This is a genomic window from Dysgonomonas sp. HDW5A (assembly GCF_011299555.1).
Taxonomy (GTDB): domain Bacteria; phylum Bacteroidota; class Bacteroidia; order Bacteroidales; family Dysgonomonadaceae; genus Dysgonomonas_A.
Genome location: NZ_CP049857.1, coordinates 4,160,456 through 4,187,124 on the forward strand (window position 1 = coordinate 4,160,456; position 26,669 = coordinate 4,187,124).

Sequence of the window (26,669 nt, forward strand, 5' to 3'; positions counted from 1 at the left end):
GATTATCGTCACTCAATACCTATCCACCATTGGCGGAATGTCTGGGTAGAATCTTTTAGATGTACCGTTTCACCGATCATAGGAGTAATGAGATCTTGTTCGTTATCTTTATTTGCTTCGGTGATTCTTATTAAAGGTTCATCCCATGGATGAGTTGACAAAGCAAATTTAGATGAATGTACAGGCAACAATCGTTTTGCATTTAAATCTTTAGATGCTTTCAATACCTGTTCGGGCATCATATGAATGTATTTCCAGCCTTCTCCATACTGACCATTTTCGAGAATAGCCAAGTCGATACCTTCGAAGCGTTTGCCTATTGTTGCAAAGTGAGAGTCATAGCCACTATCACCTCCGATGTATATTTTAAATGTTGGGGTCTGCAAAAGAAAAGATGACCACAATGATTGTTTAGGAGATAGACCTCTTCCAGAGAAATGACGTGCCGGCAAGCAATAAGCAGCAAATCCTGAATCTAAAGCTGTGTCCTCATCCCAATCCATTTCAACTATTTTGTTCATATCGAAGCCCCAATATTCGAAATGTTCTCCTACACCTAAACTGCAGATTATTTTACCAACCTTAGGTTTCAATTTTATTATTGTCTCATAATCGAGGTGATCCCAATGATCATGAGAGATAAATAAATAGTCGATATTCGGAAGGTCGTCTACACCATAACGGTCTGTACCTTTAAAGGCTTTGGTAGTGAATGAAACAGGTGATGCTGTACCACTAAAAACAGGGTCAACCAGAATACGTTTACCATCTATCTGAATAAAATAGGAAGAATGTCCGAACCAAACCAAGATATCTTCACTCTTATCGAGAGTTAATAAATCGGTCTTCATAGAAGGTATTTCATCTACGGGTTTAACTCGCTTATGGCCTCCGAATAAAAAATCATACATTACTCCAACATATCCCTTTTCGCCTGTTAACTGGGGAGTAAGGCTCTGATTCTGAAATTTCCCGTCTTTGTAATGAGTTGAATTTTGAACTCTTATCAATCGATCACCCGATGGAGTTTTACCAAATTTGGCTTGTTGTAAAAATATAAATACGATAATTACTAAAACACCTATAACAGAAAGGGTTACCCACATAATCTTTTTTCCTCGTTTCTTTCCCAATTGTTCAATTATAAATAATGAACAGCAAAACTATTAAAAATAAAAGAAAGAAGAGTAATTTGACTATTAAAAGAAATAGAATTTAGGCTTCATATCATTTAATATCACAAACTTCAGTTATATATAAACTGTGTTTTCCCCATTACTTATTTATTTTATCCAAGTAAGCGGTTGGGCTTTCATCATAAAACTCCTTAAAACATTTTGTAAAATATGAAGGTGACGAGAACCCAGCTTCGTAGGCAACCTCCGAAATTGTTTTACTCTTAGTATTCAATAAATGCTTAGCATATTTCAGACGAATAATCCTTATTAATTCATTAGGCGAATAATTGGTAAGCGACTTTATTTTTCGATATAATTGAGATTTAGATAATCCGATACTTTTCGCTACATCATCGAGATTCAACTCCGAATCGGAAATATGAGATTCTACATAACTTCTAAAGCTATCTATAAAACTCTGTTCACTTTCAGCCAAAGTCGTTTTCTTCGTGTCATTGACCAAGCTGTGTCCAAAAGCTTCTTTTATCTTTTGCCTGTTTTCGATTAGTTTTCTAACCCTTATATTTAGCAAATTAGCATTGAAAGGCTTCGGTATATAAGCATCGGCACCACTTTCGAAACCTATTACTTTCTGCTCATCGAGCGAGCAAGCTGTCAACAAGATTACCGGTATATGGCTGGTTGAAATATTTTCTTTTAAGTAATGACATACTTCAAATCCATCTTTTTGGGGCATCATTACATCACTGATTATTAGATCGGGAATATATTTCTTAGCCTTTTTAAGTCCGTCTTCGCCATCCTCAGCTTCTATTACAGTATACTCGTGATTGAGAATATGATGCATAAAGCTTCGCATATCTGCATTATCTTCGATAATAAGTACAAGCGGCTTATCTCCTTGCAAATTACTTTCAGGCAAAATTTCGTCCTCTATAACTACGGAGTCTAATTCTAATCGGGCTTGAGTATAACCCTTTTCATAGGCAGTTGATTTATCCGATCCGTTATCTTCCTGATTGAATGGCAGCAAGACATAAAATGTAGTGCCTTCCTCCTGCTTGCTTTCAACGTATATCTTACCCCGATGAATATCGACCAAAGTACTTGTCAGAGCAAGCCCGATTCCTGTACTACCGTCACGAGAATCTATTTTATAGAAACGATCGAATATATTCTGTCGTTCGTCTTGGGGAATAAACGAGCCGCTATTAAAAACCGATAGTTTTGCATATTCAGTATCTTCAATAACCTCTTTCCTTAAATTTATATTTATTATACCTTCCTTATTCACATGCTTTAGTGCATTTGATAAGAGATTGAAATAAATTTTCTCGACCTTTTCTTTATCAAACCACATCTGAAATTCCGAACTTTCTGTCTCGACAGATAAGGTAATTTGCTTTCTCTTTATGGAATCATAAAACAAAGGGGTAAGATCTTCCAGAAAAGTCTTTAAATCGTTGTTGGAAAAGTGGGTTTTCATCTTCCCATTTTCATAACTTCTGAATTCTATTATTTCAGAAATAAGATGTAATAGACGATTACTGTTACGTTTGACTAATGTTAGCAACTCTCTTTGTTCTGCGGTCAATTTATCCTCAGCAAGCAAAGCTTCTACAGGACCCAGAATAAGAGACAAAGGTGTTTTGAATTCGTGCGAAATATTGGTAAAGAATACTAATTTGGCGTGAGTAGCTTCTTCCAATTGTTTGGATAAAGAGATCAGTTGTTCTTTTTGTTCGGTAAGAATTTCGGCCTGACGTTTTATTTCTTCATTTTGTCGTTCCAATTGTGTATTGGCTCGGCTTTTGGCTTTATAAGCCTTATAGGCTAGAAATAGTAATAAGGTAATCAGACATAAAGCAATCAACGAAATATAAAAAAGAGTCCGCTGATTGGAATATTGCAACAGGCTTTTATCTAAAAGACTATTCATTTTATCAAACTTATGTTGATGCTCGAATATCTGATTGGTTTGTAATTGCAATACACGCACATTGCTCTTATCTACAACTGCCGTGTAAAGGATATTCTCTTTATCGAAAGACTCTTTGTTTAAAATACGGCTGGCAATATCAATGACCTTATCGCCTCCTGTCGGATAAATAAAAGAAGCATCGATCAATCCCTTTTGGATACTTTCGATGCCCCCACCCTCGCCGGGAAGTGCATCGATACCAACAATAAAGGGAGATTTTCCACTATATTTCATTGCTGCATTATGTACACCGAGAGCCATAGGGTCGTTCATCGCAAAAACCAGATCAACAGATTCATGATTCTTAAAAACTTCTTCCATCTGTTGTTCTGCAACATTTTTCAGAAAGTCACCCCGTTTTTCGGCTATGATCTTTATATTGGGATACTTGCCTATAGCATCCATAAAACCTCTATAACGCTCGTCATCGGCTGTAGAACCTTTCCAGCCTCTCATTATAACAACATTTCCTTTTTCTTTGAGAACATCGGAAACATATAAACCAAGCTCGTAGGCCAGCTGATAATTATCGGCACCTACATAGGCTGTATAATCATCAGTATCTATTTTCCGGTCTAAAAGAATAACAGGAATACCCGATCTGTAAGCTTTCTGTATAATGGGAGTAATAGCAGTAGACTCATTAGGTGAAACAATAAGAAGATCTACGCCTGCATCAATAAAAGATTCGATATCTTTTATCTGTTGCCGGGTATCGTCTTTTACGGTTTTTATGTTGACTTGCATATTCTGAAAAAAAGAAGCTTCTCTCAGAATCTCTCCATTAACTGTTTCTCTCCAGAGGTCGTCGCTGCATTGAGAAACTCCAACCACATATTCCGACTTTTTATCCAATCGGCATGCAGTTTGCAAAATGGAAAGCAGAATACAAAAGATAATTATGCTGTTTCTCATGGTCGGGGTATTTCAGATAGAAGTACAAAAGTAAGAAAAAGCACTACAACCCAACATTGGCTATAGTGCTTTAAAATATATAGAAAGGTTATTTTCTGAACAATTCCAAATAAGAGTCCGCCAATTTAGGCATAGCGCCGTGTTGCAAGCAAACATAAGCCGATACCTCAACAGCCAGTTGATGTGCATCTTCGATACGTTCGCCATGCAGATAAGCTGCTACAAAGGCGGCTGTAAAAGAATCGCCTGCTCCGACCGTATCAGCCACATGCACTTTAGGGGTGGGCTGATAAGAAGTCTGACGGGGGGTAAATACAAAACTACCATCTGTTCCTTTTGTAAGCACCAGTATATCCAGCTTATAATCTTCGAGAAGCCTGCCGCAGATTTCCTGCTCATCACCTTTCCATCCATAGAGATTAGCTACTTTGATAACTTCTTCGTCATTGATCTTCATCATATTCGACATCTCCAGAGATTCATGTATAATCTCTTTTGAATAAAAATTGAGACGCAGATTAATATCGAATATCTTCAGACTATCTTCGGGCATTGCAGCTATAAACTTACGGATTGTCTCACGAGATACACTGTTTCGTTGAGCCAAAGAACCAAAACATACTGTTTGTGTGCTTTTTGCCAGATTCTCGGTGCGTGCAGTAAAGGGAATATTATCCCAGGCTACATTCTCACAAATTTCATATTGAGGAACGCCTGCTTTATTTAATGTCACCTGAACAGTTCCTGTCGGATAATCGGTCTTCTCTAATAAATAATTCAATCCTTTTTCTTCGAGACTGGTTAGAATTTCTTTGCCTAACAGATCATCTCCAATTGCACTTACAGCATAGCCATTAAAGCCAAACTGCGAAGCATGATAAGCAAAGTTGGCAGGGGCACCCCCCAGAACTTTTCTTTCGGGAAATACATCCCAAAGGATTTCGCCTAATCCTACTACTGTATTTTTCATGTTTTATTTTTATTTATTGTTATCTTTTTATTTACTGCAAATCGCGAATAATAGGGCGAACACATAGGTTCGCCTCTACCTTAGGCTTTTTCTTTCAATTTAAATGACATCAAAACCAAATAGAATATACCAACAGCTAATATCAATAAAGCTCCTGTTTGTGAAGATAGTAAATCGGTCATTAATCCCATCAATAAAGGAAAAACAGTACCACCGAAAAGTCCCATAATCATAAGCCCCGATACTTCATTTTTCTTATCAGGCATATATAAAAGAGCCTGAGAAAGAATGATTGGGAATATATTCGAATTACCCAAACCGATAAGTGCTATACAAATATAGATCATTGTGAGGTTATGGAACATAAATAATCCAATAATCGCCAAAACCATTAATGCAACACTCATCATAAAGAATTTCTTGGCAGAGAAACGAGCTAAGACAAAAGCACCTGTAAAACAACCAATCGTACGAAATAGAAAATAAACACTGGTTGCATAACCTGCTGCATCGAGAGTCATCCCCAAACGTTCCATTAATATCTTGGGAGCTGTAACGTTAGTACCGACATCTATTCCCACATGGCACATAATCCCGATGAAAGATAGGAGTATAACCTTATTTCCCAAGAGAGCAAAACATTGTGCAAAGGTCGAACTTTCGCCTTCCTCATCGGTTTCAGAGATGGATGTCATACTCAGCAGTAAAGTAGCTAATATGGCTATTACCATAAAGATAGGGAATAAAAATTTCCAGTCGCCTAACGATGCTGCCGCCCATGCTGCAATAATAGGAGCCATAAAAGAAGCTATTGCTTTTACAAACTGACCGAAAGTAAGTGTACTTGCCAACTTATCACCACTCACGATATTGGATAATAAGGGGTTTAGTGAAACCTGCATCAATGTATTTCCAATACCTAATAACGAGAACGAAACAAGCATAGAGGCATAAGAATAACTTACAAAAGGCAGCAATAAAGCCAACGATGTTACTGCTAAACTGATTATAACAGTTTTGCGTCTCCCGATTTTATTCATCAGCATTCCTGTTGGAACCGAAAATATCAGGAACCAAAAGAATACCATCGACGGAAATATATTTGCTTCTGTTTCTGACAACGAGAAATCTGCTTTAACATAGTTCGTGGCAATTCCGACCAGATCAACAAATCCCATGGCAAAGAATGCCAGCATAAGGGGGAGTAACTTGATATATATACTTTTTTCTTTCATCTTATTTTAATTCATAGATGTTGATATTCTCTACTGTAACATTTCCTTCCGATTCAAAAACCAACGAATTATAAGGCTCTGACGGAAACATGGTATTTGTCTGTACCAGCTCACCATCGTTTATAAACAATTCAGATGAAGCCTTATCAATAAGTAGTCTTATTTTATACGTATCTTTTTTCACCAAAGGAGCTTTTATTTCAGCAGATGCAAAATTTTTACTGAAATCGGACAATCCACTGTTGGATCTGTCTACAAGCAGTTTATCTTGTGCTAAATCGAAAGTAAATTTAAGATTTTCGCCTTTCTTATTGACTAATTTGAAATTGAAATTGGCAGTAGCTTTAATGGTCATTTCTATTTCATAAGCTCCCTGATTATCTTTCAATAATCGGTCAATTGTATAAGTTTTATCCACAGTAAAATCTAATACTTTTTCTGTAGCTCTTCTCAATTCGGCAATTTCTTTTACCGGAGCATTGGCTACCACAAGATGCTTTCCATTATTTGCAAGAGTCAATTCACGAGGAACCGTCATCGCATTACGGAAATTAACCGTAGGTACATGGTTGGTATAATCCCAATTACTCATCCATCCAATAAATACACGCCTGTTATCAGGAGCATCAGACCAAGTAACACCTGCATAATTATCGCGTCCATAATCCAACCAAAGAGGATATGGTAAATTATCTGCTTTAAAGGTTTTACCATCAAAATCTCCGATAAAATACTGTGTTGCACTGCCACCGTTAGGTCCTCCTGGATTAATACTTACAAATAATACCCATTTGGTTTGTCCGTTATAGGTAAGCGGAAATAAATCAGGACATTCCCATACTCCGCCATGATCGCCTATGCCTTCGCCAAACTCACTTAGTTTACTCCATTCTTTCAGATTTTTCGATCCATAGAAAGTAATGGTCTGTGTAGTTGCCAATGACATTACCCATTGGTTTGTACCTTGATGCCAAAACACTTTTGGATCACGAAAATCAACAAAATTAAGATCCGACAATACCGGATTTTTATCGTATTTAGTGAATGTACGCCCATTATCCAAACTATAAGCAATACTCTGTGTCTGAATACGTCCTGCCGATGTATAAATAGCTACCATCGCATTTTTGCCGAATCCTGCCGTATTATTTTTATCAATCACAGCACTTCCCGAGAATATCGTACCCAATGAATCGGGAGCTATAGCCACAGGCAGATATTCCCATTTCTTCAGATCTTTACTAACTGTATGCCCCCAGTTCATATTTCCCCACATCGATCCATATGGATTGTGTTGAAAGTACAGATGGTATTCGCCATTGTGATACACCATTCCGTTAGGATCATTAGTCCATCCGTATTGAGGTGAAAAATGGTAAAGCGGACGGTATTTCTCATTATAATCGAAATCAAAAGTATCTGATTGCTTAATTTGAGAATATCCTATATCACTATTTTTTACATGAGCGAATAAGAGTGTTAACTCTTGCCCTTTATATTGTTCTACATTTATAGGCGCCCAATAGTCGATCTTTGTTTGTGCAACACGTATACTCAAAAGAGGACTTACTGCTTTACCATCTTGTTCCAAATAAATTTGCGACTCGGGTCCTCTATCTTCAATAGGCACAAGCAGGTATTTTTTATCTATCTTGAACGATAGGCGATGGTCTACCATAATATTACTTTTAGGAGTGTTACTCATTTCTATCTGGTCTACGAGAATATGTCCCCAACCACCTCTTTGGTTGTCGACAATCTTTATAACGGCTTTTTTCCCTTTATAGTTTTTCACATCCCATGTCATCCAGAGTAATGATTCGGTTTCGACAATCGATCTGGATACGTATACACTTTTACCTTCGACCAATAATTCTATATAAGTATCGGCATGCATACCACCACCTATCAGGTAATTGATATAATCGCGTTCGATAGTAAATTCAGGTGAGATAAGAGTACCTCGCGAATCGTCGCCACCGTGATAACTGTTTGCTAAACGCTTCCCTTCGAATCCTTTTACTTCCTGCTGTCCGGGAAGACTCCCTTCTGCGGGACTCGTACCGAAGGCCTCGCCCTCAACGGTCCAATTCTTATACGAATCGCTTTCAAAATCTTCAATTACAATATCAGATTTTGTTGAGCAACCGATTAAAGAAAGAAGCCCTAAACAAAAAATTGATTTAAAATATATTTTCATAATTTCTATGTATGTGTTCTACTGCCTTATTTTGATAAGTTGAGATTCGAGAATGTTACTTCTCCATTATCCGAGAATATACCCCATGGGTTCCTATTCATTTTATATATACGGTTTGTAAATGCTGTTTGATGATTGACATACACTACACAAATCGAATTTTCGACCATGATGGTCACATCAAATTCTTTATTATCAGGAACATTTAGTTTTACATTATCAATACGCAAAGGATCTTCGCCATAAACCCGTCTTTCTAATCTTAATTGATGCTTCTCCAAATCAAACACAACGGCATATACTTCTCTGCGATTGCCACACGAGCCGAATTCGAATCCAAAGCTATTGGATGTTGTAGCCTTTACTTTAGAAGATATTTTGTAAGTCCCCTCTTGTCTGTCAAAAACTGAAACAGCTTGTTCGCTCGAAGCTTTCAATGTAAATGAATTAGATTCTATGTTAGTATTAACCGAACTAGTCCTATTTAAGTTCTGACTATTAATTAATTTATCATTTAAACCATGAGGGAATGTTACTGTTATCGTTCCATCCGCATATTGAATAAGCTTGTGAGTAATTAAAGAGCCAGCCCAATCAAAGTTGGTATAATCACTATGATTTTCTCTTGTGGGACACCATCCCGATATATAACGGTCTGTTCCATCCGCACCTGTTTTACCTGCATAAAATGCTATCCCATCCAAAGCACTGTTAGCAGGAATAGTCCATGCTCCTGTTGTACCTTTTCGGAATTGATAATGTACTTTACGATCATCAATATTCGAATAAATGAGGTATTGATAGTCACCCATTGTAAATACATCGGGACATTCGAGCATAAAAGTGTTCGGATCATCATAAAATGGTTCTATCAATTGCCAGTTTCTCAGATCGGTCGAGGTATATTGAGCAATAACCGCCCGCCATGAACCTTTATAATCGGCACGTGTACTAATCAGCATTCTGAAAGTTCCCGAGGCTTGGTCTTTTATGATTAACGGATCGCGGAATTCGTTACGATCATAGCCATCTGATGCAGCCAGAAGGAAAGACGGATCTTTAGTCCACGTATTCAAATCGGTAGATGTAGCCAACATAATTTTCTCACGAGGATCAAGCTCTCCATTATGCCCTGTATAAAATGCATAATATACTCCGTTATGTTTAAATACACTTCCGGTTCCCAATGCACGATCTTGTTGCTCAACTGTTCCCGTAGGAATCATTTCTCCATTATCTGTAAATGATGAAAAATTATCTGTAGTTGCCTTATACCAAGGATGAAAAGTCGGCGAACCGTCTCTTGCATCGTGAAGATAGAAGATATGGAATTTTCCATTTTCATAAAAAGGCATAGGATCTCCCACCCACCCTTTTGCGGGTTTAAAAAATGCCGAATAGGTTGAATACAAATCATTCACATCGTAGCAAGTAGGAGCTCCGGCTTCTGCCGATCTGGGGTCGTTACTTACATAATCCATATTATTATTGCATCCTGTCAAACCAATGAGACATAAGGATATACTAAAAAAATGAGTTCTGATTTTCATGGTTTTATAAAATTTGAATGGTTAAGGTCACAGACCTATTTATTTACTTTACAGTATTTACTTTAATAAATAGTTGAATATATTAGATGTCAGAGTTTCGATATTTCCTTTATAAGGATTTACTATAGAGCCGTCTTCGTTGTACCAATCATACGATTCGACTCCGATACATATTGTAATTCCCGAAGTATTGACTTTTGGATATTCAAACATAACAGAACGTCCTTTCAATTGGTCGTCCCAATGGTAGCTGGCCAAATTGATTGCTCCATTCTTTGTAGTCCACAAAGGAATATTGTTCGCATAATCTCCCCATTCGAAATTCCAGATAGCATTGTGTCCTTTGGCTTTTACGCCTTTTCCTACTAAATATACCTTGTTGTTTACTCCTACAGGTTTCTGTAATCCGGCAAATATCGGGTGCGATTCGTTTCCGGTAAAACATAGTCCCCAATCATCACCTACTACAAAAGCATCATTACCATCACCCCACATATTATTTACAGCTTTTCCGTCTTTAGCTATGCCCAATGTCGAAACATACTGCACAGCCCATGAAGAGAAGAAAAAAGAACCACCATTTTGGTAATATGTCTTGAGACTTGTAACCACAGTCGGCTCCAAAGCTCCTGTTAGCAGGGCTTGTGTATTCCCATCGGAATGCCACCATATCGCTGCAAAATTTGCTAAGTCTTTGCCATTCTTAATATCATTAAAAGAGACATATTCAAAATCGGGAACATTAGCAGCAAACCAATCGTAAGCAGCCTTTTCGTCCATATTTTCTATTGAAGAAGCATTGTTTGCCACACCTAAGAAAGCAATCGGTTTTATATCTACTTTTTCTACAGTTATTATATAAGGGAACGTTTCATTCATATAAGACAGAGTGTAGGTTACAGGATTTGTAAAATCGACTGCCGTTCCCTGCGCAGGTGTTACAGTTGCTCCGCTGGTAATTACAAATTCGGGAGTTAACTTGGTTACGTCTTCCGACTTTGGATATCTTACATGAACGGTTCTCTTGTCATTATCAATCGTTCCTTTGTATTTTCCGATGCTGAAACTTAGTATTTCACCTTTGATATGAGAAGCCACCACCATATAATCTTTATACAGATTACCGTTTGTTACTCTGAACTTTGTTGCTTTCGATAAATCCATCGCTTCATTGCCGGCAGGGTTTATAACTGCCCTATCCGATAATGTAATTTGCGGTGTTAACTTTGTCAGATCAGTTCCCAAAGGCAATAATATCTGTACTGTCCCATTCTCATCGTTAATAGTTCCGTCTGTCCCGTTTATGGAGAAAGATTCTATTCTTACTCCTCCCGACAAATCGAGATTTTGACGGTCATCATCGCTGCAAGCAATGAATCCCAAGCAAAAAATCAGGGAAAAGATAAAAGGCAATATTTTATTTATTCTTTTTTTCATTGTATCCTTATTTTTTAGTTTTCATGGCTATAATAGCCTTTAGTTACTTTACAAACCAAAGTAATAGAAAAGGTCTGCGACCTTACCAGCCATAGTTTTGTTTGTATATTCCGTTTACAAAGTTGATTTGCTGTTGAGGGATCGGAATATATTCATTCTTGCTTTTTGTAAAATTGCCACTTCTCAAGAATGACCGTCTTGATGATTCTGTTTTGAAGTAGGCATTTATCACCTGATCGGCAATACCCCAACGAACCAAGTCGAAGAAACGACTTCCTTCCATTGCAAACTCAAGGCGACGTTCCCAACGCAAAGCTTGGCGGGCAAAATCGTTCGACCATGTACAGTTAACTCCCGGTTGATAAAGTGAGACGCTCAATTTAGGTGCATAATCAATCATATCGGTACTGCGTTGTGCTCTTTCTCTTATTTGATTGATAAGCGGTAAGGCTTCATTATGACGTCCTAATTCTATTAAAGCTTCGGCACGCATTAAAATAGCGTCTGCATAACGGATAATGATTCTGTTTTTAGAGTTTCCGTAGAATGGGGCAACATTCACAAAGCAATCACACGAAGGATCAACGTTTTCTTTCAAAGACGCATAATATCCATATACGGTAGGATTACGGTTCCATCCTTCTTCATAAATCAATTCTTTATTGTATTTATAAGGGAATCCGGGCATAGCGACAGTATGGAATAAACGTGGATCAGCAGTGTTTGCTTTCGAATCATAGTTCGTATTATCGAACGAATCGAACATAGGTAATCCTGTTTTATCTGTTTTATAAGCATTCACCAAGTTTTGACTCGGTTTGTGAAAATCACAACAGCCAACCCCCATAGGTACTGATAATACATCGCCCCAATTTAACCGACCGAACATAGTTCCGTCGTCAATTGAATACTGTACTGCAAATAACGATTCTTTACCATTTTGATATGCTCCCGGTAAGAAGTTATATGCAAAATCATATTCTAAACCATATCCCGAGTTAAGAACTTTCTCTGTGTATTTAAGAACTTCCTCTAAATCGGCACGGTTTATTTCTGTTAAATTATTTCTTTCATCCTGTCTGTAAGCTCTATATAAGTTTGCTTTCGCCAAATAAGCTGCCGCTGCTATTTTATTGGCACGTCCAAGCTGATCTTGCTTTTCGGGAAGCAAATCATATGCTTTCTGAAAGTCGCTTACAATCCAAGCCCATTGTTCGTCATTAGAAAGTTTGTTATCTACTTTATCATAATCGTCAATCGGCAAGTCTTCGTCTACAAAAGGAATATGCCCGAATACTGTTTTAAGTATAAAGTAAAAATGACCTCTCAAAAAATACATTTCACCCATACGGGTATCTCTCAATGGAACATCATTTGTCGATACCGTTTTCAGTACACTCAAAGCGGTATTTGTTCTCGAAATTGCTTTGTAAGAATAAAACCAAAGCCCATCGGCTTCACCAAAATCGGTCTTTATATTTTGAGCTATTTCATAGAAATGGAATGCACTGATGTCATTTTCGTCATTTCCTCCTTTATAGGCGTCATCCGAACGAACGTTGCCGTAAGGCCATAAGCTGAAGGGTTTATCATAGTGATCGTTTCCTAATGAAGAATAAGCTGCTGTAACCAATCCTTCTACCTGATCGGGACCTTTTACCTGCTCATCGCTCAATATTCCCTGAGGATCGTCATTCAAGAAATCACAGCTCGAAACCATAACCATTGCTGCAAAGAGTACAGCTATATATTTTATCTTTTTCATTGTGTTGTACTGTTGGATTAAAATGAAACATTAAGCCCGAAAGTAAATGTCATCGGAATAGGATATCCCCATGCCGGATTTTCAGGATCTACGCCTGTAAAGCTTTTACTTTTGATAGTCAGTAGATTTTGAGCACTTACATACGTACGCAACCGACTTAATCTTATTTTCTGAATAATATGCTTAGGTAATGTATATCCTACTTGCACGTTTCTGAGTTTCAGATAAGAACCATTCTCTACAAAGTAAGTAGACATACGTGCCTCATTATTTGTATCGGTATAAGATAAACGAGGAATATTTGAATTCGGGTTGGTTATAGGATCCCATGCATCCAACAAGCGTGTACCTTTATTGGATCGTGTATCGGAAACGCTCCAGAAATCGGTGGCATATTTCACGGTATTTATAACATCCACATTATGTATTCCTTGAAGAAATATAATGAAGTCGAAATTCTTATATGCAAAGTTCAGATTCAATCCGTATGCAAAATCGGGGAACGGGTCACCTATCCAAGTACGGTCATCGTCATTTATAACACCATCGTTGTTTATATCACGATAACGGATACGACCTAAACCTTTTCCATCTTGTTGAGCATGTCTATCTAAATCTTCCTGGCTTTTGAAGATACCATCAGCCACATACCCGTAAAAAGATCCTAGCGGACGACCTAAAATATTATCCCATTTTCCATTTCCACCGTAGGAATTTTTAACGGATTCAGGTAAAAAAGTCACTTGGTTTTTATTGGTTGATATATTTCCCGATACATCATAAGTTACACCTGTCGAACCGATTTTACCTCTATATCCAACTGTGAACTCAAAACCTTTGTTTTCCATGCTGGCTCCATTGTACCATTTGTTAGCTCCTTCGCCTTTTATAGCTGCGTAGCCGGGAGAATAGAGAATGTCTTTGGTACTTTTCCAGTAATATTCAGCCGACCCATAAAGTGCCTGACCAAAGAATCCGAAATCGAGACCAATATTTGTTTGAGTGGTAGTTTCCCATTTCAAATCGGGATTTGATAATTGAGAGCGTCTAAATCCTGACGGTAATAATCCTGCTCCTTTTCCATTCAGATCATAGGCTGTTCCCCAAACCGAATCCCATGTAGGGTTTCCTTTACCATAATCGGTTACATAAATATCATATATCGCTGTATTGTTTATGTCCTGATTACCGTTCTGTCCCCAACCGAAACGCAATTTCAGATCAGATAAGTAATCGCTGGTTGAAGCCATAAAAGCTTCTTGACTTATTCTCCATCCTAAATTGAATGCAGGGAATGTTCCCCATCTGTTATTCTTTCCAAAACGAGACGAGCCATCACGACGAACTGTAACCGATGCCAGATATTTATCATCGTAAGCATAGTTTATTTTACCGAAGAAAGACATCAGCGAATATCCGGTAGATATACCTGTACCTTCACTTAATCCTGTACCTAGATCGGGCCACATATAATCAGGGGTTTCAACGGCAAAGCCTTCTCTTTTGGCTGAAAAATTTATATCCTCTTGGTTGAACATCTCCATACCAACCAATGTTTCGAAACGGTTTTTTCCTATTTCGAAGTCATAAGTAGCGGTATTACTCCAAGTCCATTTAGTCCAGTGTGCTTGTTCCATCAACGAAGCGGTTCTGTCACTTTCGAGATATCCTGACTGATAACTGTGTGTAAGGCTTCTTTTATAGAAGTTACCATAATCTAAACCAAAACTCGAACGGATATTTAATTTCTTGATCGGTTGCAAATTCACATAAGCATTACCAAACATACGCCAGTAACGATATCTGTTATTCTGATTATCATGAACCAAACGAGCCGGATTTTGTCGGTCGGGCAATCCGGTGATAGGTCCTCCCCATCCTGCTCCATCGGCTGTATGCACCGGAATAAAAGGAACAGCAATTAAAGCCGATTCTATTATTTTATCAGGTTGAGCAACTTCGGAAGTTCTGTTCAGTGTAAAATTTTCTCCAATGGTAAGAATATCACCATACAGTTTGTAGTCGCTATTCATACGTACCGAGAATCGAGAAAAGTCAGTATATTTTATCAATGCGTCATTGCCAAAATGTCCCAATGAAAAATAATAACTGCCTTTTTCTGTTCCGTTACTTACTGCGAGATTATAAGACTGAGCTACCCCTGTTTTTGTTATCTGATCAAACCAATCGGTATTAGAAGTTCTTAGGGTTCTGTTTTTATCTAAGTATTCAGGAAAATAGACGTTTTCTAAAACTCTATTGCCTTGAGCACCTATACCGTCTTTATATACAATTCCTAAATTGTTACTATTGGGATCAATTCCCGAATTAACAGAAGCCTGCCACATGGCTTGTGCATATTCACGAGAATTGAGAACATCAATTTTCGTATTGTAATTGGCTACAGATACAAAAGCATCAAAATCAATTTTGAGAACTCCCGCTTTCCCTCTCTTTGTAGTTATAATAATTACGCCGTTTGCAGCTCTCGACCCATAGATACTGGCAGCCGAAGCATCACGAAGTACCTGAATACTTTCAATATCATGAGAGTTCAACTCGTGCATACCTGCCTGAGATGGTATTCCATCAATAATATACAATGGGTCATTATTATTCAAGGTTCCTATACCACGAATACGTACAGTAGCCGATCCGCTCGGATTTCCGTCTGCTGTAACTTCCATACCGGCAACTCTCCCCTGCAATGCTCTGATGGGGTTATTTTCCGGCTCAGACATCATATCATTTACTTTCACGACCGATACAGCACCTGTAAGGTCTGCCTTGCGTTCGGTACGATATCCTACAGCAATTACTTCATTCAAGACTTGCGAATCGTCCGTCATCAGGACATTAATTTCCTTTTTACCATTTACCGGAATGTTCTGAGTTTTAAATCCGATATAAGTAAATTCGAGAGTAGCATCGGGGCTGGCTTTCAATGTAAATTGACCATCCAAATCTGTAGTAGTCCCAATACTTGCATTTTTCACTTTTACACTGACCCCTATCAAAGGTTCATTGTCTGTTGCAGATTTTACAACTCCTTTTATGTCTATCTCCTGAGCTTTTATAAAACTACAGAAAGAGAAAAGGAGCAGTATCAAGAAAAGGTTTCTCATACTCATTTTTCATTTTTGGTATTAAATTAATAAACGTACTTGTTAACAAAGGTCTATGACCTATTTATAGTTTGTGCAAGTATTAAATGATAGTTATAATTAAACGATCCGGCATTAAATACTTCCTCTAACTTACAAGCACAAAGAACTAAATTAGAAACTTTCTTACCTATAAAAATTAGGTCAAAAGCATGCATAAATAATGCATTCACGATTTTACATAAACAATAATCATTTAATAAACAGACTATTAAAATATTCTATTATATAAATCTATTTTATAATTTATTATTAAATATTCAATTGTGAATACTCTGCGAAATGTAGAGATTCTGCCTAAAGAGATACCGTAGTATGATTTTATATTGTAAATTTGAATTTGAAAGAATCAAGAAAAATAAAATTTAAATCAAGTAATGACTGATAAACAATATTCACAGAGGGAAGAACTTCTCAATGCTTGGACTCATGGCCTAGGGATTATTTTTGGAATTATCGCCGGATTTTTTCTTGTTAAACAAGCAATACAAACCGGAAACACATGGGCTGTTGCCAGCGTTTTCATCTATATTGTTTGTATGCTTATGTCTTATGTCACTTCAACCGTCTATCATTCTTGTACCCATCCTACCAGACGGGTTCTTTGCCGAAAATTCGATCATGCTGCTATTTATTTTCACATTGCAGGCACCTATACTCCTTTTACTTTAATTGTATTGCGAGAAGTAGGCATCTGGGGTTGGTTGGTATTTTCAATTGTCTGGATAGTTGCCATAGTGGGTACGGGGCTTAGCTTTGCTCATTATAAAACAGGCAGCAAATTAGAAACCATCTGTTATGTACTTATGGGATGTATTATTCTTATAGCGTTAAAACCTCTTGTCGATACATTATTATCAACCACCGGCTCTTTGGATTCAATATATTGGCTCTTAGCAGGAGGTATCTCTTATATAATCGGAGCCATATTCTATTCATTCAAAAAGATAAGGTACATGCACTCGGTATTTCACCTCTTTGTTTTAGGAGGAAGCGTATGTCACGTACTAGCCATCTGGGACATACTGAGATAATAATTACAATAAAAAACAATAATGCAAAAAATAGCAATTATAAGTGATATTCATGGAAATCTGCCTGCATTACAAGCAGTTCTTAAGGATATTAACACAGTGTATAAAGCCGATCAGATATATTGTTTGGGCGATCTTACCGATGGTGCACCCTGGCATAACGAAGTTATTGAACTGATTCAAGAACTTAATATTCCCACTATAATGGGAAACCATGATGAAAGGATAGCTTTTGACTATGCTGTGCATGCACTTAGTAAGCATAGCCTTGAAGAACAAGATGCTCGCTTAAAAACAATTAATCATACTAAAGAGACTATCAGTCCCGATAATAAGCAATTTTTATCAGGTCTGGTTCCTGATATTCGGTTGGATTATGATAATCTTTCGTGCTTGCTGGTACATGGCAGTCCTCGTAGTAATGAAGAATATGTCTATGAAGATCACGACGAAAGTTTATTGATTCAAATGTTCGATGAAACCAATTCGGATGTAATAATAACGGGGCACACTCACCTTTCGTTCATTCGAAGTATTTCAACCCATGACCGTAAAGATAAATTGTTTATAAATGCAGGCTCGTTAGGAAGAACCAAAGAAAAAAACGGAGGAAAAGCTGTCTATCTCAGACTTACTATTAATGAGACAGGCGAAATAAACGATATTCTGAAAAGCGTAGATACTACTCTTTGTGAAGTAGACTATAGTATTCATGAGGTAATTTCAGGTATAAAAGAAAGTGAAGTACCCAATTTTTATGCCCATTTTTGGGAGAAACATTTGCAATATCCATCAAGGTCTCAGAGCTATTCATAGTTTATCTAGGTATAACCACAATTGACAGTTATAGCTTTAAAATACAAGATTAAAAACTATCTGTTACTTAATTTAATAAGTGCATCATTAAGCAATAGTTTATCTATACATTGAAGCGCTCTTTGATATAGGTTACAGAAAAGTAACAAAAGGAGACAAAAGAATACAGATAGTTGTCACTTTTGTCACCCTAAAACAATCTAATACACTGACTATGATCAACATACAAAATTGAAAAACATAAAATCTATTTTGAGTGTAACTTTTGTCACTTTTGTAACCTTTTTGATATTAATTATCTATCTATAAGCGATTTAGATAAATAAACAGAGTAACTTTTTTGTCACCTTTTATTCGTATCCTAATATTGGCTAACTGTTAATTAACATAAACAGTCATAACTTTTGCATTGTTGTTTGATCATTCAATTTATTCTTATTATTTTAGTGTACCAATTAACCTAAATACCTGATATTCCATGACAAATTTCAAGAGGATTAGTTTAGTAATTATTCCAGTATCAGTACTCAGCCCATATGGTTATGGACAAAAGGAACAGAGTAGCAAAGATCGGTCACGTCCCAATATTATTCATATCATGACGGACGATCATTCTTTCCAAACCATCAGTGCATACGGGCATCCTATCTCTAAGTTGGCTCCTACTCCTAATTTAGACCGATTGGCTAATGAGGGGATGTTATTCCAGCAAGCCTTTGTCGAAAATTCACTTTCCACCCCTAGCCGGGCATGTCTTATGACTGGTTTATACAGCCATCAAAACGGACAACGCCAATTAGGAGCAGGTATAGATACAACCAAAACTTTCTTCTCGGAATTGCTTACTCAAGCCGGATATCAAACGGGAGTTATAGGTAAATGGCATATGCAATGCGAACCAAAGGGCTTCAATTATTACTGCGTTCTGAATGATCAGGGAGATTATTATAACCCCAGTTTTAAGACCAAAGACTCTCATGGTAAATATGTGCGGGAGGAAGGCTATGCAACCAATCTTATAACGACTCACTCGATAGAGTTTATTGAAAACAGGGATAAAAACAAACCGTTTGCTTTATTGGTACATCATAAAGCTCCTCATAGAAACTGGATGCCTGAAGCTAAATATTACGACTTGTATGAGGATGTAGAATTTCCAAAGCCGGAAACATTCTATGATGATTACGAGAGCCGTTGTTCTGCTGCCCGAACTCAGGATATGACTATCGACAAGACCATGACATTCATTTATGATCTTAAACTAAATGAATTAAAAGATACTGCTCCTTATAATACAGAATGGAGTGATGGAGGTTTGCAACAAGCGATGGATCAAATGACTCCTGCACAACGTGAAGCTTGGGAGAATGCTTATCATCCTAAGAATATGGAATTCATTAACAGCAACCTGTCAGGTGATGAATTGCTCAACTGGAAATTTCAGCGTTATATGAAAGATTATCTTCGCTGTATAAAATCAATTGATGATGAAGTCGGGCGTTTGATTGATTATCTGGAAAAAGAAGGTTTAATGGATAATACTATTATAGTATATACTTCGGATCAAGGTTTTTATATGGGAGAACATGGGTGGTTCGATAAACGTTTCATGTACGAAGAATCGTTCCGAACACCACTTATCATACGTTACCCCAAAGCGATAAAAGCCGGAACGAAAACCGATGCCTTAGTTCAAAATATAGACTTTGCTCCTACTTATCTATCACTAGCGGGAATAGAAAAACCGACCGAAATGAGTGGTGCTTCTCTTGAAGGACTTTTCAATGGAAAAACACCTAAAGACTGGAGAAAAGATTTATATTATCATTATTATGATTATCCTGCTATTCACAATGTACGTCGCCATGATGGAGTAAGGACAGACAGATATAAGCTGATTCACTTCTATGGTAAGGGAGAAATAGGGAATGATGAGAACATCAATTGTAACGAGCTGTTCGATCTCAAAAACGATCCTACTGAATTACATAATTTGTATGGAAAAAAAGGATACGAAAAAATAACCGAAGAATTACAAGTCACTCTTGATAATTATAGAAAGAAACTTAAAGTGGATGAATTTTAAGAGAGGTTGCAAACCTTTTTATGTCATTCTACTAGAAATAATATCACGATCTAAAAACTTGGCTATATGTCACCAAAAACATATGCTCCTTTTGCAAAGCCTTTGTATGTAATGCTCAAACCAATAGGAGCTATTTGTAATTTAGGATGCACCTATTGCTATTATCTGGAGAAGAAAGAACTTTATCCGGATAAAGGCAATAAAACAATAATGAGCGATGATCTACTGGAAAAATTCGTTTCTCAATATATCGAGGCACAAACCATGCAACCTATACTGTTTACATGGCATGGTGGCGAACCTTTGATGCGTGACATTTCATTCTACAAGAAAGCGTTGGAGTTGCAGCGTAAATATGCCAGAGGCAAACAGATAACAAATACTCTGCAAACCAACGGAACGTTGTTAAACGATAAGTGGTGTGAATTCTTTAAAGAAAACAATTTTCTTATCGGTATATCTATTGATGGGACTAAAGCCTTTCATGATAAATACAGAACGACAAAAGATATGCGTCCGACATTTGATCATGTTGTACGAGGTATTAATCTACTAAAGAAGCATCAGGTAGAATACAATATAATGGGAGTTGTAAATGATTTTAATATTGATTACCCTCTTGAGTTCTATCAGTTTTTTAAAGATATCGATTCTCATTATATCCAATTCTCTCCGGCAGTAGAAAGAGACAGCAAAGGTAATGTTACGGAATGGAGTGTTACACCTGAAAAATGGGGTGATTTTCTTATTACAATTTTCAACGAATGGGTAAAGAAAGATGTCGGAACCTATTTCGTCCAATACTTCGATTCTGCCCTAGCCAATTGGGTTGGGGTAAATCCCGGAATTTGTATCTTTGCTAAGAATTGTGGGCATGCAGGAGTTATGGAATTTAACGGTGACGTATATTCTTGTGATCACTTCGTTTATCCTCAATATAGGTTAGGCAACATAAAAGATAAGACTTTGACCGAGATGATGTATTCGAAGCAACAGATAGATTTTGGATTGGCTAAATCAGAATCTCTTTCTTCCCAATGTAAACAATGTAAATATCTATTTGCTTGTCATGGGGAATGTCCTAAGAATAGAATATCTAAAACTCAATCGGGAGAAAAAATAAATTATCTATGTAGTGGGTACTACAAGTTCTTTAAACATATAGCTCCCTACATGGACTTCATGAAAAAAGAATTGGAAGCACAACGTCCTCCCAGTAATATAATGAAGGATTTTAAATAATTATTATAATGAGGTTTTTATGTACACTTTTGTTACTTTTATCTTATACTGCAATATTTCCACAGGAATACCCTGATGGAGTAAAAAAGTTAATCGATGCTTATCCTGATTTTGAGATAAAGTACAACGGTAAATATATTACACTAAAAGGTGGGCAACAATTTGTATATGATGACAAAATAATAAAATCAGGGGAAGAACTTTTGAATAAACCATCTATCTCTGATATGCTTAAACAGAACTATCCACAAAGATCGAAAGGTTATATCCCATCTAAAAACAGTGATCCGGGAAGAGTTAGGAATGAAGAATTTATGAAAGCCATGTATGGCAAAGATTCTAAAGAGGTACAAAGTAACTTAGTTACAATAATATGGTGCCCCAAATTATCAGGTAGCAAAATAAGGATTACTAAAGTCAATAATGTTCATCTACAACTACAAAAGGTCTCTGAAGAGTTAGATAAACATCCCGAATTACAAAAATATTTGCAGGGAGCCACTACTTTCAATTGGCGAATTATAAAAGGAACCAACAGATTAAGTACGCATAGTTTTGGTACATCTATAGATCTTAATGTAAAGTACTCAAATTACTGGCAATGGGATTGCAGATGCACAGATGAAAGTCACGATTTAAAGTATAAGAACCAAATACCTCAATTAATTGTAGATATTTTCGAAAAATACGGATTTATTTGGGGTGGAAAGTGGTATCATTATGACACCATGCATTTTGAATATAGACCTGAACTATTAAGTCCAGGTCTATTATAGTTTGTATCCTTATTTTGACATAACTGTATTATAAACTACTTTTCTTAGAGTTCCATCTGCATCATCACAGCTGTATTCCCAATACATGGCACCAAGCATACCTTTCTTAAGAAGATATTCACATTTTAGCTTTAGTGATCTTGCGTTATCGTATGAGTAAACAAAATACCCTTCTGCATCAACTAAATAAGGTACTTGACCTAAAGAATCCCATTTCTCTGTGTATCCTTTAAGTGAAGGTATATCCTTATAGTCAACAAAGTCATTAATGCCTTTAATACCGTGACCATAAAATGGCAATCCTAAAGTCAATTTATTCAAAGGCATCCCTGCTGCCACATGAGCATCAACAGACTCTTCAACAGAAAGACGTTTTGTATGTTCAGATCGTGATAAAGGTGCATTATGATAAGGAGGACGTCCCATATCATAAGTCATTATGTTAACGAAATCTATATATTTATCAATTGCTTTAAAGTCATAATATTGAGCAGAATAAGCACTAGCCAAAGTCAATAACTTGTCTTCACCTATAACCTCACGGATTTCTTTCATTAAGGAAGTGAAATTCTCAGTATCATTGGGTGATGAAGAAATATCGGCAGCACTGTTTGTTGGGTATTCCCAATCAAGATCGACCCCATCTAAATTAAATTGATCAATTACCCTTTTGCAATCATTTACAAAGGATCTACGAAGAAGTGTATCGGCTGCCATTTCACTAAATCGCCCGCTTCCCCATCCTCCGATAGAAAGTAATACTTTTAGTTTAGGATGTTCTTTCTTAAGAGCTGAAATTGCTTTTAAACGATCTTCATTCTGTATAACAATACTATTAAATGAGTCTGATACACGACCAAAAGCATAATTAATATGAGTCACTACATTAGGATTTGGCATAATTTCACTTGAGGCAGTGACATAGGCCAATACTATTGGAGTTTCGCCCAATCGATTGGCATCTTGTAATGAATCATTCTTTTCCGCAGTAGACCTATTGCTACAAGAAAAGAAAGTAAATAAGATAGCAATAAATAACAAAGCTAGATTTTTCATAGTTAAGAATTTCTATATAATATTTAATGTTTGTAACGAAAGTAAGAAAATAAATCCAAAATGGCTACTTACTGTCTATTTGTTGTGAGAGTGTAATAAATTGTGTTGTGTGTATATAATAAAACAGCCTCAGAGTATAAAACTCTGAGGCTGTTTAAAAAGAGGGCGGCTATCTACTCTCCCACCTAATGGCAGTACCATCGACGTGGTTGGGCTTAACTTCTCTGTTCGGAATGGGAAGAGGTGGATCCCCAACGCTATAACCACCTTAATATTGTAAATTAAATATCTACTTATAGAGATTTAATTGAGATGATGTAAAAGAGCTTTCAAATAACTTGTATGTAGCAAACCTGGGTCAATCAGGCGAGACTCTGGGCAGAGTCATGGAAAAAAGTTTCGGGCAATTAGTACTACTCGGCTATGACATTACTGCCTTTACACCTGTAGCCTATCAACGTCGTAGTCTGCGACGACCCTTATAAGGATATCTTATCTTGAAGCCGGCTTCGTACTTAGATGCTTTCAGCACTTATCCGATCCAGACTTAGCTACCCGGCGATGCTCCTGGCGGAACAACCGGTAAACCAGGGGTCTGTCCAACACGGTCCTCTCGTACTAGTGTCAGATCTCCGCAAATATCCTGCGCCCACGATAGATAGAGACCGAACTGTCTCACGACGTTCTGAACCCAGCTCGCGTGCCACTTTAATGGGCGAACAGCCCAACCCTTGGGACCTTCTCCAGCCCCAGGATGTGACGAGCCGACATCGAGGTGCCAAACCATTCCGTCGATATGAGCTCTTGGGAATGATCAGCCTGTTATCCCCGGAGTACCTTTTATCCTTTGAGCGATGGCCATTCCATACTGAAACCACCGGATCACTATGCTCTAGTTTCCTACCTGATCGACTTGTCGGTCTCTCAGTCAAGCGCGCTTATGCCATTACACTCTACGAACGGTTACCAATCGTTCTGAGCGCACCTTTAGAAGCCTCCGTTACTCTTTTGGAGGCGACCACCCCAGTCAAACTACCCACCATACAGTGTCCCCGTATCCACGGGTTAGAATTCAAACAATTAAAGGGCCGTATTTCAAGGGTGACTCCACAAATACTGGCGTACCTGCTTCATAGTCTCCGGCCTATCCTACACATCAAGTGCCCAAATTCAATGTAAAGCTATAGTAAAGGTTCACGGGGTCTTTTCGTCCCATCGCGGGTAATCGGCATCTTCACCGATACTACAATTTCACCGAGCTCACAGTTGAGACAGTGTCCAGATCATTACACCATTCGTGCAGGTCGGAACTTACCCGACAAGGAATTTCGCTACCTTAGGACCGTTATAGTTACGGCCGCCGTTTACTGGGGCTTCAATTCAAAGCTTCTCATTGCTGATGACTTCTCCTCTTAACCTTCCAGCACCGGGCAGGTGTCAGGCTATATACTTCTTATTTCTAATTTGCATAGCCATGTGTTTTTGTTAAACAGTTGCCTGGACCTATTCTCTGCGACCTACATTGCTGTAGGTACCCTTTCTCCCGAAGTTACAGGGTCATTTTGCCTAATTCCTTAACTGTGAATCACTCGAGCGCCTTAGTATACTCAACCCAACTACGTGTGTCCGTTTTAGTACGGGTACGATATAGATTAGCGTTTAGCGGTTTTTCTTGGCAGTTTGTTTACCTACATTTTTAACTTGCCACAAGGGCTCGTCATACTTTCAAGTTCGACTCTTCTAGCGGATTTGCCTACTAAAATCAACATCTACACTCTTTAACCATCTATTCCGTCAGATGGCAGTAGTTTCACTTCTGCGTCCCCACATCACTCTATACAGTAGTAACGGAATATTAACCGTTTCGTCCATCGGAATCGCCCTTCGGCTTATCCTTAGGTCCCGACTTACCCTGATCCGATTAGCGTTGATCAGGAAACCTTAGTCTTTCGGCGAGGAGGTTTCTCACCTCCTTTATCGTTACTCATACCTACATTTGCTTTTCCGTACGCTCCAGAGTAGCTTACGCTACGCCTTCTACGCTGAACGGAATGCTCCCCTACCGATAATATTTTATCCCATAGCTTCGGTAACATGTTTGATGCCCGATTATTATCCACGCATCGCCACTCGACTAGTGAGCTGTTACGCACTCTTTAAATGAATGGCTGCTTCCAAGCCAACATCCTAGCTGTCTCTGTAGCAACACTTCGTTAATTCAACTTAACATGTATTTGGGGACCTTAGCTGATGGTCTGGGTTCTTTCCCTCTCGGACATGGACCTTAGCACCCATGCCCTCACTCCCGGTAAAAACTTATGCCCATTCGGAGTTTATCTGGACTTGATAGGCGGTGAAGCCCTCGCATCCAATCAGTAGCTCTACCTGACATAAGTTATAAGCCGAGGCTGCACCTAAATGCATTTCGGGGAGTACGAGCTATCTCCAAGTTTGATTAGCCTTTCACCCCTACCCTCAAGTCATCCGAAAGCTTTTCAACGCTTACCGGTTCGGTCCTCCAATTGGTGTTACCCAACCTTCAACCTGCTCAAGGGTAGATCACTTGGTTTCGCGTCTACTCCCATTGACTAAGCGCCCTGTTAAGACTTGCTTTCGCTTCGGCTGCGTACCTCAATAGTACTTAACCTTGCCAATGAGAGTAACTCGTAGGTTCATTATGCAAAAGGCACGCCGTCACCATTACTGGCTCCGACCGCTTGTAGGCACATGGTTTCAGGGTCTATTTCACTCCTCTGTTCGAGGTTCTTTTCACCTTTCCCTCACGGTACTGGTTCACTATCGGTCTCTCGGAAGTATTTAGCCTTACCGGATGGTCCCGGTGGATTCATACAGGATTTCTCGTGTCCCGCACTACTCAGGAGTCTGCTAGGCTTGGTTAGGGTTTCGTATACGGGATTATCACCCTCTGTGATCGATCTTTCCAAATCGTTCTACTACTCTAACTTCTTGCCACAGCGCAGTCCTACAACCCCAATAATGCCGAAACATTATTGGTTTGGGCTAATCCCATTTCGCTCGCCACTACTCTGGGAATCACTTTTGTTTTCTTTTCCTATGGGTACTTAGATGTTTCAGTTCCCCACGTTTGCTTCTGGTTAGACCAGATGACGGTTTCTTCAACCGCCGGGTTGCCCCATTCGGAGATCTTGGGATATAATGGATATTTGCTCCTCCCCCAAGCTTTTCGCAGCTTATCACGTCCTTCTTCGCCTTCGAGAGCCTAGGCATCCCCCATGTGCCCTTATTTACTTTTTTCTTCGCCTGATTTATAAGGGTTCTTAC

General features: G+C 38.0%; 15 protein-coding genes and 2 rRNA genes. 5 read left to right on the forward strand and 12 right to left on the reverse strand.

The window, feature by feature from the left end; all coding sequences use genetic code 11:
- Window positions 1–8: 8 nt before the first annotated feature.
- From G7050_RS17235 to G7050_RS17275, 9 genes are all read right to left on the reverse strand, one after another.
- On the reverse strand, window positions 9–1,106 hold the full coding sequence (locus tag G7050_RS17235) for an MBL fold metallo-hydrolase (protein WP_166117761.1): 1,098 nt from the start codon (window positions 1,104–1,106) through the stop codon (window positions 9–11).
- 169 nt (window positions 1,107–1,275) lie between these two features.
- Window positions 1,276–4,035: a substrate-binding domain-containing protein gene (locus G7050_RS17240; RefSeq protein WP_166117503.1), complete on the reverse strand. Its 2,760-nt coding sequence runs from the start codon at window positions 4,033–4,035 to the stop codon at window positions 1,276–1,278.
- Between the two features lie 88 nt (window positions 4,036–4,123).
- Complete coding sequence (locus G7050_RS17245; RefSeq protein ID WP_166117504.1) at window positions 4,124–5,005, reverse strand: carbohydrate kinase; 882 nt, start codon at window positions 5,003–5,005, stop codon at window positions 4,124–4,126.
- An 80-nt stretch (window positions 5,006–5,085) separates the two neighbouring features.
- Entirely contained in the window at window positions 5,086–6,240 is a 1,155-nt protein-coding gene (locus tag G7050_RS17250; RefSeq protein WP_166117505.1) for an MFS transporter, read from the reverse strand.
- A 1-nt stretch (window position 6,241) separates the two neighbouring features.
- Window positions 6,242–8,440 carry a GH32 C-terminal domain-containing protein gene (locus G7050_RS17255; RefSeq protein WP_166117506.1) on the reverse strand — a complete coding sequence of 733 codons (2,199 nt, stop codon included), beginning with the start codon at window positions 8,438–8,440 and terminating at the stop codon, window positions 6,242–6,244.
- A 26-nt stretch (window positions 8,441–8,466) separates the two neighbouring features.
- Entirely contained in the window at window positions 8,467–9,990 is a 1,524-nt protein-coding gene (locus G7050_RS17260; RefSeq protein ID WP_221412812.1) for a glycoside hydrolase family 32 protein, read from the reverse strand.
- Window positions 9,991–10,047: 57 nt separating this feature from the next.
- A complete protein-coding gene (locus G7050_RS17265; protein ID WP_166117507.1) occupies window positions 10,048–11,427 on the reverse strand; it encodes a DUF4960 domain-containing protein in 1,380 nt (459 codons plus the stop codon).
- A gap of 82 nt (window positions 11,428–11,509) precedes the next feature.
- Window positions 11,510–13,192 carry a RagB/SusD family nutrient uptake outer membrane protein gene (locus G7050_RS17270; RefSeq protein WP_166117508.1) on the reverse strand — a complete coding sequence of 561 codons (1,683 nt, stop codon included), beginning with the start codon at window positions 13,190–13,192 and terminating at the stop codon, window positions 11,510–11,512.
- Between the two features lie 17 nt (window positions 13,193–13,209).
- Window positions 13,210–16,317 carry a TonB-dependent receptor gene (locus G7050_RS17275; protein ID WP_221412813.1) on the reverse strand — a complete coding sequence of 1,036 codons (3,108 nt, stop codon included), beginning with the start codon at window positions 16,315–16,317 and terminating at the stop codon, window positions 13,210–13,212.
- A gap of 416 nt (window positions 16,318–16,733) precedes the next feature.
- Between G7050_RS17275 and G7050_RS17280 the strand changes: the two genes are divergently transcribed.
- The 5 genes from G7050_RS17280 (at window position 16,734) to G7050_RS17300 (ending at window position 22,310) form a co-directional block, all read left to right on the forward strand.
- Entirely contained in the window at window positions 16,734–17,390 is a 657-nt protein-coding gene (locus G7050_RS17280; RefSeq protein ID WP_166117510.1) for a hemolysin III family protein, read from the forward strand.
- A gap of 21 nt (window positions 17,391–17,411) precedes the next feature.
- Window positions 17,412–18,206 (forward strand): metallophosphoesterase, encoded by a 795-nt coding sequence (locus G7050_RS17285; protein WP_166117511.1) that lies wholly within the window; start codon window positions 17,412–17,414, stop codon window positions 18,204–18,206.
- Between the two features lie 478 nt (window positions 18,207–18,684).
- Entirely contained in the window at window positions 18,685–20,292 is a 1,608-nt protein-coding gene (locus G7050_RS17290) for a sulfatase (RefSeq protein ID WP_166117512.1), read from the forward strand.
- Between the two features lie 66 nt (window positions 20,293–20,358).
- Window positions 20,359–21,534 (forward strand): anaerobic sulfatase-maturation protein, encoded by a 1,176-nt coding sequence (locus G7050_RS17295; protein ID WP_166117513.1) that lies wholly within the window; start codon window positions 20,359–20,361, stop codon window positions 21,532–21,534.
- Window positions 21,535–21,542: 8 nt separating this feature from the next.
- Window positions 21,543–22,310 (forward strand): M15 family metallopeptidase, encoded by a 768-nt coding sequence (locus tag G7050_RS17300; protein ID WP_166117514.1) that lies wholly within the window; start codon window positions 21,543–21,545, stop codon window positions 22,308–22,310.
- A gap of 9 nt (window positions 22,311–22,319) precedes the next feature.
- On the opposite strand, the gene G7050_RS17305 is transcribed toward G7050_RS17300, so the two are convergent.
- The 3 genes from G7050_RS17305 to G7050_RS17315 form a co-directional block, all read right to left on the reverse strand.
- Window positions 22,320–23,366 (reverse strand): glycoside hydrolase family 18 protein, encoded by a 1,047-nt coding sequence (locus G7050_RS17305; RefSeq protein ID WP_166117515.1) that lies wholly within the window; start codon window positions 23,364–23,366, stop codon window positions 22,320–22,322.
- A 160-nt stretch (window positions 23,367–23,526) separates the two neighbouring features.
- A 5S ribosomal RNA gene (gene rrf, locus G7050_RS17310) occupies window positions 23,527–23,637 on the reverse strand.
- Between the two features lie 116 nt (window positions 23,638–23,753).
- Window positions 23,754–26,643: ribosomal RNA gene (locus G7050_RS17315) — 23S ribosomal RNA — on the reverse strand.
- Window positions 26,644–26,669: the final 26 nt, after the last annotated feature.

Excerpts from the sequence above, each read along its gene's own strand:
- G7050_RS17295 (WP_166117513.1), top strand. The coding sequence starts at position 20,359 with ATGTCACCAAAAACATATGCTCCTTTTGCAAAGCCTTTGTATGTAATG.
- G7050_RS17300 (WP_166117514.1), top strand. The coding sequence starts at position 21,543 with ATGAGGTTTTTATGTACACTTTTGTTACTTTTATCTTATACTGCAATA.
- G7050_RS17305 (WP_166117515.1), bottom strand. The coding sequence starts at position 23,366 with ATGAAAAATCTAGCTTTGTTATTTATTGCTATCTTATTTACTTTCTTT.
- G7050_RS17275 (WP_221412813.1), bottom strand. The coding sequence starts at position 16,317 with ATGAGAAACCTTTTCTTGATACTGCTCCTTTTCTCTTTCTGTAGTTTT.
- G7050_RS17245 (WP_166117504.1), bottom strand. The coding sequence starts at position 5,005 with ATGAAAAATACAGTAGTAGGATTAGGCGAAATCCTTTGGGATGTATTT.
- G7050_RS17270 (WP_166117508.1), bottom strand. The coding sequence starts at position 13,192 with ATGAAAAAGATAAAATATATAGCTGTACTCTTTGCAGCAATGGTTATG.
- G7050_RS17235 (WP_166117761.1), bottom strand. The coding sequence starts at position 1,106 with ATGTGGGTAACCCTTTCTGTTATAGGTGTTTTAGTAATTATCGTATTT.
- G7050_RS17255 (WP_166117506.1), bottom strand. The coding sequence starts at position 8,440 with ATGAAAATATATTTTAAATCAATTTTTTGTTTAGGGCTTCTTTCTTTA.
- G7050_RS17285 (WP_166117511.1), top strand. The coding sequence starts at position 17,412 with ATGCAAAAAATAGCAATTATAAGTGATATTCATGGAAATCTGCCTGCA.
- G7050_RS17250 (WP_166117505.1), bottom strand. The coding sequence starts at position 6,240 with ATGAAAGAAAAAAGTATATATATCAAGTTACTCCCCCTTATGCTGGCA.
- G7050_RS17280 (WP_166117510.1), top strand. The coding sequence starts at position 16,734 with ATGACTGATAAACAATATTCACAGAGGGAAGAACTTCTCAATGCTTGG.
- G7050_RS17265 (WP_166117507.1), bottom strand. The coding sequence starts at position 11,427 with ATGAAAAAAAGAATAAATAAAATATTGCCTTTTATCTTTTCCCTGATT.
- G7050_RS17260 (WP_221412812.1), bottom strand. The coding sequence starts at position 9,990 with ATGAAAATCAGAACTCATTTTTTTAGTATATCCTTATGTCTCATTGGT.
- G7050_RS17240 (WP_166117503.1), bottom strand. The coding sequence starts at position 4,035 with ATGAGAAACAGCATAATTATCTTTTGTATTCTGCTTTCCATTTTGCAA.
- G7050_RS17290 (WP_166117512.1), top strand. The coding sequence starts at position 18,685 with ATGACAAATTTCAAGAGGATTAGTTTAGTAATTATTCCAGTATCAGTA.